The organism is Micromonospora kangleipakensis (assembly GCF_004217615.1).
GTDB classification, from domain to species: domain Bacteria; phylum Actinomycetota; class Actinomycetes; order Mycobacteriales; family Micromonosporaceae; genus Micromonospora; species Micromonospora kangleipakensis.
Genome location: NZ_SHLD01000001.1, coordinates 2399980 through 2412425, shown reverse-complemented (window position 1 = coordinate 2412425; position 12446 = coordinate 2399980). Strand labels below are relative to the sequence as shown.

Here is a 12446-nt window from a genome sequence, read left to right as displayed (position 1 = left end):
CGACCCACCCCACGCCGGTCGCGCCCCGATCCGCCGGGAGTGTTCGCCAGTGGCGAGAATTACAAGATCGCTATTCGCGTTCCGCGCCCCGTCGCGCATTCCCGGGCGATTCACAAGATCGAGAAAGCGGCGCGGAAATGGGTGCGGACAGAACTGCGCGCCGGCACTTGAGTGTCGGCGCGCGTTTTTGTGTGGTGCGATTCAGTTTTCCGACAACCGGAGATCAGGTGAGCGCCGGCTCGGCCAGTCGGAGGAGGTCGTCAGCCTCCGCCGCAGCCGCCGCAAGCCGATCGTTCTCGGCGCGCAGGCGCGTGATCTCGAACTCCAGTGCCTGAACCCTGGCACGCAGTCGGGTGACCTCGTCGAGCAGGCGCCGGTCGGGCGCTGCACCTACGTGGCCGTAGAGGGCCTTCGCCATGCTGACTCCTTGATATGCGCTGCCGGAAAGGCCGGCCAACGCGCGCCCATGGTGTTCGCGGCTGTCATCCCAGCGATATGCGGGCATGACCGGGCGCGACTGGCGACACCTACATATTGAGCCGAAAACCCCTCCTTCGTCAAGTTCTCGCAGGCCGTAGATCATCTCCACGTCGACCTGTCCACTTGTCGGGGGGCTGCCACAAGGCGCGGACACGCTCTGTCCGGACGACTTAACTGTACGCCCGGGATTGTGTGAACGCCTCCGCCCGGCTGTCCGCTTCGCCTTAACTCTTTCTTAGCCACGTTGCCGCAGCTCGTGGCCCACCCGTACGGTCAGCCCGGCCCGCAACCGACCCGTGGAGGCGAAGGCGTGTACCGCTGGACCGACCCGACCGACCCGGACGACGCTCACCGGCGTCCCGAGCCGCCGACCGACCACCCCCCGGCGTGGCTCACCGACCGGCCGGAGCCGCGGTCGTCGTACCTCTTCGGCGACGAGCCGGAGGAGCCCGTCGACGCCTGGCGGGAACAGCCCACCGAGCGGTGGCAGGCCGACCGGACCGGTGAACTCCCCTTCCCGGTCGCGCCGTTCGAGCGGTCGGACGCCCTCCCCGCCGACCGCACGGGCGAGCTGCCGCGGGTCGCCCCGTTCGAGCCGGCCGGCCACCACCCGGGTGGCCACCCCTGGCTCGACGGGACGGCCCCGGCGGACCTGACCGCGTTCCGGGCCGCCCCCGCGGCGAGCCCCGGCGGCTCCCGCGAGGGGCGGCACCGGCAGGCCCGGCGCTTCCCCCGGCCGCTCCTGATCGGTGGGGCCGCCGCCGCGGCGACCCTGGTGGTGAGCCTGGGAGTGGGTGCCCTGATGCTGCCGGGCAGCGACCAGCGGACCGACCCGACGTCCGTCGACGACACCGTGGCCGCCGCCCCCGCCGTGCCGAGCACCGAGGGCGCCCCCGGTGACGCGCTCGCCCCGGCCTCCCCCACGGTCAAGCCGAGCACCGCCCGGCCGAGCCCCTCGGCCAGCCGGACGGCCACGCCGAAGCCCAGCCGCACCACCGCCCCGTCCCGGCAGCTCGACCGCGCCCCCGCACCGAGCCGCAGCACCGCCACCACCACCTCGACCGGCCGGATCAGCGCCGAGCTCCAGGAGGTGGTCGACCTGGTCAACCGTGAGCGGGCCAAGGCCGGCTGCAAGGCGCTCAGCATCGACGACAAGCTGATGCTGGCGGCCCAGCGGCACAGCCAGGACCAGGCCGACCACAAGACCATGTCGCACGACGGCAGCGACGGCAGCGACGTCGGGGAGCGGCTCGACCGGGTCGGCTACGCCTGGCGGGCGTACGGCGAGAACGTCGCCTGGAACCAGCAGACGCCGGCCGCCGTGATGGACGCCTGGATGAACAGCCCGGGGCACCGGGCCAACATCCTGAACTGCTCCTTCACCGAGATCGGCGTCGGGGTGGCGCGGAGCAACGGGCCGTACTGGACGCAGGACTTCGGCACCCCGCGCTGAATGCGAGTCGTGACCGGGTCCGTGCTCGTTTGACCGGGTGAGGTACGCCGGGGCCAGACCGGCGTACCGGCAGGGGCGGCGGGGTGCCGCCCGCGACCCGGGAGCTGCCGATGCGGATCCGGCCGGCCCGGCCCGCACCGTGGGTCCGGCCAGCGCGCGCGCTCCGGCGCGGACTGCGCCGGACCCTGCCGGCGCTGGTGCCGCTGCTGCTGCTCGCCCCGGCGCCCGGCTGCCACCCCGAACTGGTCCCGCCCGGGGCGCCCACTCCCTGGCCGACCGAGTCGGCCCGCCGGTGGCAGTGGCAGTGGCAGCTCAGCGGCCCGCTCGACGTCAGCGTCGAGGCGGACGTCTTCCTGCTCGACCCGGTGCGGACCACCTCGACCGAGACCGCGGCGCTGCGCGCCCGGGACCGCCGGCTGATCTGCCAGGTCCGGGTCGGCACGTACGCCGGCACGGACCCGGACGCCAGCCGCTTCCCGACGGCCGTCCGCGGCGCCGCCGTGGCGGGCCGACCGGGCAGCCGGTGGCTGGACATACGGCAGTGGGACGCGCTGAGGCCGGTGCTGGCCGACCGGTTCCGGCTGTGCCGGGGCAAGGGCTTCGGGGCGGTGGCGCTCGCTGATGCCGACGGCTACCTGCACCGGCCCGGCCTCCCGCTCGACTTCGACGACCAACTGCTGTTCAACCGGCGGCTGGCCACCCTCGCCCGCTCCCTCGACCTCTCCCCCGGCCTGGTCAACGACCTGCCGCAGGTCGCCGCGCTGGCACCCGACTTCGACTTCGCGGTGAACGAGGAGTGCGTCCGGCGGCGGCAGTGCGCGAAGCTGCTGCCCTTCGCCGACGCCGACAAGCCGGTCTTCCACGTCGAGTACGCCGGCAGCCCGACCGAGTTCTGCGTGACCACCGTCGGGTACGGGTTCGCCTCCATCCGCAAGGACCCCGACCTGGACGCCTGGCGGGAGAGCTGCCCGCTCCCCTGACGGGCCGGGCGGCCTCGCCCGGGCCGGGAACGGGATGAGGGGCCCCGGTGACCGGGACCCCTCCGCACCTCGCCCTCAGCGGGCGCCGACCAGCTCCGGCGCCGGGGTGGGCGGGTCGGCCGGCGGGGTCGCCGACCGGCCCCGCAGGAAGCGGGGCGCCCACCAGTTCGCGTCGCCGAGCAGGGTCATCAGGGACGGCAGCACCACCGCCCGGATGATCGTGGCGTCCAGCAGGATCGCCGCGGCCAGACCGATGCCGAGCTGCTTCATGTCGATCGTGCTGAGCGAGGCGAAGATCGCGAAGACGCCGACCATCACGACCGCCGCGCTGGTCACCACGCCCGCCGAGGAGCTGATCCCGTACGCCACCGCGTCCCGGTTCGACATGCCGTTGCGGATGCCCTCCCGGATCCGGCTGACCACGAAGACGTGGTAGTCCATCGAGAGGCCGAAGAGCACCACGAAGAGGAAGAGCGGCAGCCAGGAGACGATCGCCCCCATCGAGGTGAAGCCGAGCAGCCCCTCCGCCCAGTCACCCTGGAAGACCAGGACCAGCAGCCCGTACGCGGCCCCGGCGGAGAGCAGGTTGAGGATGATGGAGGTGAGCGCGATCACCACCGACCGGAACGTCCAGGCCATCACCAGGAAGGTCAGCGCCAGCACGAAGCCCATCACCACGGGCAGCTTGTCCTTGACGTGCGCGGCGTAGTCCTCGCTGTCGGCGACGCCGCCGCCGATCGCGTACTCGACGCCCGGGATGCCGCGCAGCGCGGCGGGCGCCAGGTCGTCGCGGAGCTCGTGCAGCGAGCGGGCCGCCTCGTCGGTGCGGCTGGCGTACGGGGTGGCCACCTCCAGCACCGAGACCCGCCGGTCCGCCGACACCTTGATCTCCGGACCGTCCCCCTCGGCCGGCGCGAAGAGCGGGCCGGCGGCGGCCCGCCCGGCCAGGTCGGTCAGCGCCGCCCGGACCTGGTCGGCCTGCTCGGCCGGCGCCCGCACCGCCACCGTGTGGCTGGTGCCGGTGCTCGGGAAGGCGGCGGTGAGCCGGTCGTACGCCTGCATGGCGGGCGTGGTCCGGGGCAGGTCCTCCATGCCGGGGAACTTCAGCTTCATGCCCAGCGCCGGCGCGGCCAGGGCGAGCAGCAGCCCCACCGAGACGACCAGGGTGGCCAGCGGCGCCCGCAGCGCCGGCTTGAGCACGGCCGACCAGAACCGCGGCGTAGCCCGCTCCCCGTGCCGCCCGGCACGCGGCGCCGTGAGTCGCCAGAGCAGCGGCACCCGGGGCCGGTCGACCCAGCGGCCCAGCTTGGCCAGGAACGCCGGGAGCACGGTCAGCGAGCCGGTCACCGCGACCGCGACCACCAGGATCGAGCCGACGGCGAGCGAGGAGAAGACCGCGTCGTTGGCGAGCAGCAGACCGGCCATCGAGATGATCACGGCGAAGCCGGAGACCACCACGGCGTGCCCGGATGTCTCCGCCGCGATCTCCACCGCGTCCAGCCTGGAGCGGCCCCTGGCCCGTTCCTCGCGCTCCCGCCGGACGTAGAAGAGCGAGTAGTCGACGCCGACGGCCATGCCGATCAGCAGGATCACGCTGGCCGTGGTGTCGGTCGCCGGCACCAGGTGCGAGGCGAGGGTGGAGAGCCCCATCGCCGCCGCCACCGAGGAGAGCGCGAGCAGCACCGGCACGCTGGCGGCGATCAGCGCCCCGAACGCGATGATCAGGATGGCCAGGGTGACCGGCAGGCTGAGCAGCTCGGCCCGCTTGAAGTCCTTGCCCAGAGTGTCGTCCAGCGCCTTGTTGATCGACGGCCCGCCGACCTGCTCGATCCGCAGCTGGGGGTGCGCCTCCTGGACCTTCGCGGTCGCGTCCCGCAGCGGCTGCACCCGGTCCGACGCGGTCCCCGGGTCGCCGGACATGGTGATCGGCACCAGCAGCGCGCCGCCGTCGTGCGACGGCATCGGCGCGCCCACCGAGGCGACGCCGGTGACCTGGCGCAGCCGCGTCGCCGTGTCGTCGGCCGCGGCCTTCGCCGCGGTCCGGTCGAGCACCCCGGCGCGGGGCGTGATCAGCACGTTCTCCACCGCGGGCTCGTCGAAGTTCCCGCCGTCGACGATCAGCTGGGCCCGTCCCGCCTCGCCGATCGCCATGTCCTCGTCGGTCGCCTCGGTCAGGCCGGCGGCGTTCCCGCCGACGAAGCACACCGCCACGAAGACCACCCAGAGTGCGATGGCCCGCCACGGATGCTCCGCACTCCACCGCGCCAACCGCACCGTCACCGGTCGCCTGCCCATCTCCGGTTCCCCCTCCACGCGCCGGTCCAGTACCGACCGTGCTGACGCTAGGCACCGGAGGAGGCGCGGACATCGGGGAACGGCCCCGGCTCGTCCCCGATCTGGCGAGCACCGGCCGGCCGGCCCGGAACGGGTCGGCCAATCGGACAGAAGGGGCTTTTCAGGGTACGACCCGGGGACGCGCCGGGAGCGGCCGGACGAGGCACACCGGCGCAACCCCGAACCGCCTCGGGGTCATCCCCGGAGGGCGCCCCGGGGCCGCGGCTGGCAGCGCGGGCAGCTGTACGACGAGCGGTTCATGAACGCCTCGCGCCGGATCGGCGCCCCGCACCGCCGGCAGGGCTCGCCCTCCCGACCGTACGCGTTCAGCGACCGGTCGAAGTAGCCGCTCTCGCCGTTGACGTTGACGTACAGCTCGTCGAAGCTGGTGCCGCCCTGCTTGATCGCCTCACCGAGCACGTCCCGGACGTGTTCGAGCAGCCGCTGCGCGGCCGGGCCGGTCAGCGCGTCGGTGGGGCGGGCGCCGTGCAGCTTCGCCCGCCAGAGCGCCTCGTCGGCGTAGATGTTGCCGACCCCGGAGATCAGGGTCTGGTCGAGCAGCGCCCGCTTCACCTCGGTACGCCGCCGGCGCAGCGCCGCCACGAACTCGGCGTCGGAGAACTCCGGGTCCATCGGGTCCCGGGCGATGTGCGCGATCTCGACGGGCAGCTCCGCGCCGCCCTCCGACACGGAGAGCCCGCCGAACGTGCGCTGGTCGACGAAGCGCAGCTCCGGACCGTCGTCGGCGAACCGGAACCGGACCCGCAGGTGCAGCTCGTCGGCCGCGCCGACCGGCTGGAGCAGCAGCTGGCCGGACATGCCGAGGTGGCCGATGAGCGCGTCGCCGCTGTCCAGCGGCAGCCAGAGGTACTTGCCCCGGCGCCGGACGTCGGTCACCGTCCGGCCGGCCAGCACGTCGGCGAAGTGCCCGCCGCCCGGGGTGTGCCGGCGCACCGCGCGGGGGTGGCGCACCTCCACCGAGGTGATCCGGCGGCCGATGACCCACTGGGCCAGCCCCTGCCGGACCGTCTCGACCTCGGGCAGCTCAGGCACGGCCGGCGCCCGCCTCGGCGGTCTCACTCCCGGCGTCGCCCGGCGCGCCGTCGCCGGCCGCCGCGTCCGCCTCGGCCTGCTCGGTCAGCATCCGCCAGGCCGACTCGGCGGCCCGCTGCTCGGCCTCCTTCTTGCTCCGGCCCTCGGCGCCGCCGTACCGGTTGCCGGCCACCACCACCCAGGCCGTGAAGGTCTTCAGGTGGTCCGGGCCGGTGCCCTCGATCCGGTACTCCGGAACGCCCAGCCCCAGCGCGGCGGTCAGCTCCTGCAGGCTGGTCTTCCAGTCCAGGGCCGCGCCCCGGCCGGCCGACTCGGCCATCAGCGGGTCGAAGAGCCGGTGGATCACGATCGCCGCCGTGTCCAGGCCGTACTGGAGGTAGATCGCGCCGAGCAGCGCCTCCAGGGTGTCCGCCAGGATGCTCGCCTTGTCCCGGCCGCCGGTGCTCTCCTCGCCCTTGCCCAGCAGCAGGTACGCGCCGAGCCCGTCCGGCCCGAGGCCGCGGGCCACGTCGGCGAGGGCGCGCATGTTCACCACGCTGGCCCGCAGCTTGGCGAGCTGCCCCTCGGGCAGGTCCGGGTGGTTCTGGAAGAGCGCCGTGGTGATCACCACGCCGAGCACCGAGTCGCCCAGGAACTCCAACCGCTCGTTGGTGGGCAGGCCGCCATTCTCGTACGCGTACGAACGGTGAGTCAGCGCGCGCTCCAGCAGTTCCGGGTCGAGCGAGACCCCGAAGGCCGCCTCCAGGTGACCGATGGGAGCACGCCGCCGCTTGTCGTTGGTCATTGCACTACCTCGTTGCTGTGTGCGGGATCCTGCGGAATGCCGTCGAGCAGGCCGGAGATCAGGTCGGTGGCCCCCCGCCGCCACAGGTGGGCGGCGAGGGCGATGCCGGAGGCGACGTCGTCGGGCCGGGCCGCGCCGTGGCACACGACCACCGTGCCGGCCACGCCGAGCAGGGCGGCCGCCCGGGGGGCGCCGCCGCTGGCAGGGGGACCGCCGGCCATCGCGTACGCGCCCTCGATCGCCTTGAGCAGCACGTTACCGGTGAAGCCGTCGGTGACCACCACGTCGGCGCGGACGCCGAGGGAGACGTCGTACCCCTCGACCAGGCCGACGTAGCGGGCGCCGCAGGGCAGCGGCGTCGCGGCCAGCACGGGGTCGGCGGCCCGGCGCAGCCGGTCGCCCTTGCCCGCCTCGGTACCGACCGAGAGCAGGCCGACCCGGGGCTCGGCGACGCCGTGCGCCACGGCGGCGTAGGCCGCGCCGAGGACGGCGTGCCGGGCGAGGGTGGCCGGGCGGGGCTCCAGGGAGCCGCCCACGTCGAGGAGGACCACCGGGCCGGCGACCGCGGGCAGGGTGGCCACCAGGGCCGGCCGGCGGACGTCGGACCAACGCCCGAAGCCGAGCGCGGCGGCGGTGACGGTGGCGCCGGTCGAACCGGCGGAGACGAGCGCGTCCGCGAGCCCCTCGCGTACCGCGTGGACGGCGGCGCGGACGGTGCTGTGCTCGCGGGCGGAAGTGGGGTCGTCGGCCATGCCGACCGCGGTCCGGACCGGCCGGACCGCGATCCGGGCGCGCTGCGCCGGATCGAGGGCGTCGATCAGCCCGCCGGCGACCTCGGTCGGACCGACGAGCAGCAGATGCAGGTCAGGGTCGGCACGCACGGCCCGCAGAGCGCCGTCAACCACGACGGCGGGAGCGTCGTCCCCGCCGAGGAGGTCAACGGCGATCCGCGCGGTGCCCGGCTCCACCGGAACGCCGGCCGCTGCACGGCCGGCGGCTGAGGGAGCCGGGGCACCGGGCGTTTGCCAGGGTGCGCGCGCCGCCCGACCCGCGGTCGGGGGCGTCACTCGGCGTCCAGGTCAGACCTCGAGAACCTGGCGGCCGTTGTAGGTGCCGCAGACGGAGCAGGCGGCGTGCGGCAGCTTCGGCGACTTGCACTGCGGGCAGGCCACGGTCGCGACCACGGCCGCCTTCCAGTTCGCCCGGCGGGACCGGGTGTTGCTGCGCGACATCTTGCGCTTCGGGACGGCCACGGTTCTTACTCCTCTGTACGGGTCAGTTGCGACAGGCCCGCCCAACGCGGGTCGATCTGCTGATGGCTGTGATCGGCCGGCAGATCGTCCCAGTGCACCCCGCATTCGGGGCACAGCCCTGGGCAGTCCTCCCGGCAGAGCGGGTTGGTCGGCAGTGTGAGCACCACCGCGTCCCGCAGCGCCGGCTCCAGGTCGATCAGATCGTCCTGCATCCGGCCCACCTCGTCCTCGTCGGTCGTGGTGTCCGTGGTGCTGTTCTCGTACGCGTACAGCTCCTGGACGTTCACGACCATCGAGTCGTTGATCTCACGCAGGCAACGGCCGCACTCGCCCTTGACGGGGCCACTGATGGTCCCGGAGACGAGCACGCCCTCGGACACCGACTCCAACCTCAGGTCGAGGTCGAGGTCCGCGCCCTCCGGCACGCCGATCAACTCCACGCCGAGGTCCGCCGGTGCCGGCACGACCCGCTTGACCGTACGCAACGCACCAGGCCGACGCGGCAGGTCCCTCGTGTCGAGGACCAGCGGCGACCTGGGGTTGAGTGATGAAGGCGAGTGTTTGGGCATAGTCAGACTCCGGCCGGTGAGAGGCCGACAAAAAAGGTTACCTGGACGAGCACCCGACCGTCGAACCGGGGGCGGGGCGCACCCCGCCTGTCGGCTGCCGGGGTGCCGCTCAGAAGGGTAGCGGGCGATCCGCCTCGTCGCCCGCGAAGGTGCCGATCTCCCGCAGCGCGTGCATCTTGTCCCGGCCGCGCTCTATCGAGGCGAGCGCCCTGGTGAGGAACTGCTCGAAGTTGGCCAGGGCGGTATCGACGTAGTCGTCCACCTCGTCACGGAGGCGCTGGGCCTCGGCGCGGGCCTCGGCGATGATCCGGGCGCCCTCGTGCTCCGCGGAGACCGTGATCTCGTTCACCGAGACCAGGCGGGCGTGTTCCGCCTCACCCTCGCTGATGATCCGGTCGGCCTCCCGCTTGCCGGCCTCCATGATCTTGTCGCGCTCCTCCAGCAGCGCGGCGGCCCGGCGCAGGTCGGCGGGGAGTTCGGCGCGCAGCTCGTCGAGGGCGCCGATCATCTCGCCCCGGTCGACCATGCAGTTGTTGCGCGACATCGGGACGGAGCGGGCCTGCTCCACCAGGGCGATCAGTTCGTCGATGCGATCGAGCGGGTCCACCGGTACCTCACTCCTGTCGTTCTTCGGCCGACCTACATGATGCGGGCTGCGGCCGGGTTCCCGCTCCACCAATGATGTCGTGCGCGGGCGACAGGTGGCCCATCCGCGCCGGCCCGGCGCGTCGCGCCGGGCCGCCCGGGCGGTCGGGTCAGCCGGGCTGCCCCGGGGTCAGCCGGGCGCGCAGCTGCTCGCGGACCACGTCCGGCACGTGCGACGAGATGTCCCCACCCCACTTGGCGACGTCCTTGACCAGGCTGGAGGAGAGGAACGAGTAGAGCGGGTTGGTCGGCATGAAGAGCGTCTCCACGCCGGCCAGGCCGATGTTCATCTGGGCCATCTGCAGCTCGTAGTCGAAGTCGCTGACCGCCCGCAGGCCCTTGATCAGCACGCTCGCCCGCTGGGCCCGGCAGAAGTCGACCAGCAACCCGCGGAACGACTCCACCCGCACGTTGTCGTACGAGGAGGTCACCTCGCGGAGCATCTCGATCCGCTCCTCGACGGTGAACAGGCCCTGCTTCGCCTGGTTCATCAGCACGCCGACAATCACCTCGTCGAAGAGCCGGCTGGCCCGGCCGATGATGTCGAGGTGTCCGTTGGTGACCGGATCGAAGGAGCCGGGACAGACCGCACGTCTCATGATCGGCGACCGTACCAAAGGGTGGTCTCGCCGTAACGGCGGCTGCGCTCCGCCGTGACGCCCTCCACCCAGGTGACCGGTCCGGTGCGGCTGGACCGCTCGACGACCACCAGGGCGTCCGCGGCCAGCCAGCCGCCGTCGACCAGCGCGGCAAGCATCGCGGTGATCTCCTCGTCCGGTACGGCGTAGGGCGGGTCGGCGAAGACCACGTCGTAGGGGTCACCGTCGGGTCCGGCCGCGAGCACGGTGGCCACCCTGCCGGTGACCAGGCGGGCGGCCGGGGCGGCCCGCAGCGCGGCGACGTTCTCCCGGATCACCCGGGCGGCCCGGGGGTCGGACTCGACCAGCAGCACGTGCTCGGCGCCCCGGGACAGCGCCTCCAGCCCGACCGCGCCGGAGCCCGCGTAGAAGTCGGCGAAGCGGGCCCCGACCAGGTCCATCTCGGCCTGGACCGCGCTGAACAGGGCCTCCCGGACCCGGTCGGAGGTGGGCCGGGTGCTGGCGCCGGGCGGCGCGGCGAGGCGTCGGCCGCCGAGCGTCCCGGCCACGATCCGGGTCACCGTCTGCTCCTGCACATGGTGCTGACGCTACGCGACGGTCGAGCGGGGCGAACCACCGAACGATGACCGGCGGGGCGGAGCGGATGTCGTGATCTGCCCGACACGGAGAGTCCATCAATGATCTCAAATGGACAACATCATCGTTAAGTGGCCTCGCGGCCGTCCCGGATTCACAACTCATCGATAAAGTCGCCCGGCGTGCCGCGCTCCGCAACCGGCACGCAGCGCCGGGAGGGCGCCGGAACAGGTCTTGCCGGACGGCAGGTGGTGATCGTTCCGCCTCCCGGGGCCATCCCCGAAATCCCTCGTCAGGAGAAGGCGTGAACCGTCTCAAATCCCCGTACCGCCATGTCATGGCGGTGACCGCAAGCGCGCTGATCGGCATCGCCGGCGCCCTGACTCTGGCCAGCCCGGCCAGCGCGCACCACAGCGAGGTCAAGGTCACCGCGCAGTGCGACACCGCCGCCGGCGAGTGGGTCACGACCTGGACCGTCAACAGCTACGCCCCCGAGGGCGTGAACAACTACCAGTTCACCAAGGCCGAGGCCACCAGCGTGGTGAACGGGAACGCCACCCCGTTCACCATCGACGGCATCGCGGTGAGCGAGGGCGACACCTACCCGCACAGCGTGTCGGAGCCCGTGGTCGGCAAGGCCCGCCTCTCGGGCGACGCCACCGAGGCCTCGCTGACCGTGAAGGCGCGGTGGGACAACGGGTACAACGAGAAGGACGACAGCAGCGCGTCCATCAAGTTCAGCGAGAGCTGCGACAAGGTGGTGACCGCCCCGCCGGCTGCCGCCAACCCGAAGGCCACCGTGACCGCGGACTGCGAGGGCGACGTCGCGGTGAAGCTGGAGAACGGCGCCGAGGCCACCAAGGACGCCGCGTTCACCGTCACCGGCACCGACGGCTTCACGAAGACCGCGACCGTCGCGGCCGGCAAGGACACCACGATCACAGTGCCGGCCCGCAACGCCGCCAAGATCACCGTGACCGAGGCCGGGCAGAAGGCGCCCATCTTCGACGACAAGCCCGCCGAGGCCAAGGACTGCGTCGAGCCGGGTGAGCCGATCGGCAGCTACCAGTCCACCTGCGACGCGCTGATCTTCCAGATCGAGAACCCGAAGGACGGCAAGACCGTCACCGTCACGCTCACTCCGAACAAGGGCGACGCGCAGACGTTGGTCGTGAAGCCGGGCGAGACCAAGACCGCGACGTTCAAGGCCTTCGAGGGGCTGACCGTCGCCCCCAGGGCCGACGGCCTGGACGACGCCTCGCCGGTCGCCTGGAAGAAGCCGACGAAGTGCACCCGTTCCAGCCCCAGCGCGCCGCCCGAGGGTGGTGGCGCCGGTGGGCCGACGCTGCCGAAGACCGGTGCGCCGGCCGGCCTGATCGCCGGCGGCGCGGCGGCGCTGCTGGCGGCCGGCGCGGTGCTCTTCGTCGTGGCGCGACGTCGTCGGGTCCGCTTCACCGCCTGATCCACCGCAACTGACGAGGGCGCGTCGACCAGTCGGTCGGCGCGCCCTCGTGCTGTCCCCGTCCGTGCCGTCGCCCGCCACGGCCGCACCGCCGGCCGCACTGTCGCGCCGCTGCGACCGACGCACTGCCCGCCGCACCGCCGGGCCACCGCACTCGCCGAGCCGGCCGGTCAGCTCGTCGACCACGGCGGCGTTCCCGGCGCGCGGGTGCGGTCCACGCTCGCTACGAACCTGATGTTGTAAACGAATCACCTGGAC

Annotated in this window: 13 protein-coding genes; 3 read left to right on the top strand and 10 right to left on the bottom strand. The window is 73.0% G+C overall.

Annotated features, from left to right (window positions below; all coding sequences use genetic code 11):
- Window positions 1–223 precede the first annotated feature (223 nt).
- Window positions 224–418 (bottom strand): hypothetical protein, encoded by a 195-nt coding sequence (locus EV384_RS11730; RefSeq protein ID WP_089010688.1) that lies wholly within the window; start codon window positions 416–418, stop codon window positions 224–226.
- A gap of 372 nt (window positions 419–790) precedes the next feature.
- On the opposite strand from EV384_RS11730, the gene EV384_RS11725 reads away from it, so the two are divergent.
- Both EV384_RS11725 and EV384_RS11720 read left to right on the top strand, forming a co-directional pair.
- Entirely contained in the window at window positions 791–1933 is a 1143-nt protein-coding gene (locus EV384_RS11725; protein WP_130332863.1) for a CAP domain-containing protein, read from the top strand.
- Between the two features lie 110 nt (window positions 1934–2043).
- Entirely contained in the window at window positions 2044–2913 is an 870-nt protein-coding gene (locus EV384_RS11720; RefSeq protein WP_130332861.1) for an endo alpha-1,4 polygalactosaminidase, read from the top strand.
- A 75-nt stretch (window positions 2914–2988) separates the two neighbouring features.
- Here EV384_RS11720 and EV384_RS11715 read toward each other — a convergent pair whose 3' ends face one another.
- The 9 genes from EV384_RS11715 to rsmD form a co-directional block, all read right to left on the bottom strand.
- A complete protein-coding gene (locus tag EV384_RS11715) occupies window positions 2989–5208 on the bottom strand; it encodes an MMPL family transporter (protein ID WP_130332859.1) in 2220 nt (739 codons plus the stop codon).
- A 234-nt stretch (window positions 5209–5442) separates the two neighbouring features.
- On the bottom strand, window positions 5443–6300 hold the full coding sequence (gene mutM, locus EV384_RS11710; RefSeq protein WP_130332857.1) for a bifunctional DNA-formamidopyrimidine glycosylase/DNA-(apurinic or apyrimidinic site) lyase: 858 nt from the start codon (window positions 6298–6300) through the stop codon (window positions 5443–5445).
- Complete coding sequence (gene rnc / locus EV384_RS11705) at window positions 6293–7084, bottom strand: ribonuclease III (protein ID WP_130332855.1); 792 nt, start codon at window positions 7082–7084, stop codon at window positions 6293–6295. Before rnc ends, mutM begins: the two co-directional genes overlap by 8 nt.
- A complete protein-coding gene (locus tag EV384_RS11700) occupies window positions 7081–8052 on the bottom strand; it encodes a phosphate acyltransferase PlsX (protein WP_130332853.1) in 972 nt (323 codons plus the stop codon). The genes rnc and EV384_RS11700 overlap by 4 nt, the downstream gene beginning before the upstream one ends.
- Window positions 8053–8163: 111 nt before the next feature.
- Window positions 8164–8337, bottom strand: coding sequence for a 50S ribosomal protein L32 (rpmF, locus tag EV384_RS11695; RefSeq protein WP_088646032.1), 174 nt, complete (start codon window positions 8335–8337; stop codon window positions 8164–8166).
- Between the two features lie 5 nt (window positions 8338–8342).
- A complete protein-coding gene (locus EV384_RS11690; protein WP_130332851.1) occupies window positions 8343–8906 on the bottom strand; it encodes a YceD family protein in 564 nt (187 codons plus the stop codon).
- A 109-nt stretch (window positions 8907–9015) separates the two neighbouring features.
- The gene (locus tag EV384_RS11685) at window positions 9016–9513 is read right to left on the bottom strand and encodes an SPFH domain-containing protein (protein WP_130332849.1); all 498 of its coding nucleotides are present in this window, start codon (window positions 9511–9513) and stop codon (window positions 9016–9018) included.
- A gap of 148 nt (window positions 9514–9661) precedes the next feature.
- Window positions 9662–10150: a pantetheine-phosphate adenylyltransferase gene (gene coaD / locus EV384_RS11680; RefSeq protein ID WP_130332847.1), complete on the bottom strand. Its 489-nt coding sequence runs from the start codon at window positions 10148–10150 to the stop codon at window positions 9662–9664.
- Window positions 10147–10710: a 16S rRNA (guanine(966)-N(2))-methyltransferase RsmD gene (rsmD, locus tag EV384_RS11675; protein ID WP_130332845.1), complete on the bottom strand. Its 564-nt coding sequence runs from the start codon at window positions 10708–10710 to the stop codon at window positions 10147–10149. Before rsmD ends, coaD begins: the two co-directional genes overlap by 4 nt.
- Before the next feature lie 353 nt (window positions 10711–11063).
- Here rsmD and EV384_RS11670 point away from each other — a divergent pair, with 353 nt between their 5' ends.
- Window positions 11064–12188 (top strand): LPXTG cell wall anchor domain-containing protein, encoded by a 1125-nt coding sequence (locus EV384_RS11670; protein WP_242624020.1) that lies wholly within the window; start codon window positions 11064–11066, stop codon window positions 12186–12188.
- Window positions 12189–12446 lie beyond the last annotated feature (258 nt).

Coding starts and splice junctions, on each gene's coding strand:
- EV384_RS11690 (WP_130332851.1), bottom strand. CDS start 8,906: ATGCCCAAACACTCGCCTTCATCACTCAACCCCAGGTCGCCGCTGGTC.
- coaD (WP_130332847.1), bottom strand. CDS start 10,150: ATGAGACGTGCGGTCTGTCCCGGCTCCTTCGATCCGGTCACCAACGGA.
- rnc (WP_130332855.1), bottom strand. CDS start 7,084: ATGACCAACGACAAGCGGCGGCGTGCTCCCATCGGTCACCTGGAGGCG.
- EV384_RS11730 (WP_089010688.1), bottom strand. CDS start 418: ATGGCGAAGGCCCTCTACGGCCACGTAGGTGCAGCGCCCGACCGGCGC.
- EV384_RS11715 (WP_130332859.1), bottom strand. CDS start 5,208: ATGGGCAGGCGACCGGTGACGGTGCGGTTGGCGCGGTGGAGTGCGGAG.
- EV384_RS11670 (WP_242624020.1), top strand. CDS start 11,064: ATGGCGGTGACCGCAAGCGCGCTGATCGGCATCGCCGGCGCCCTGACT.
- EV384_RS11720 (WP_130332861.1), top strand. CDS start 2,044: ATGCGGATCCGGCCGGCCCGGCCCGCACCGTGGGTCCGGCCAGCGCGC.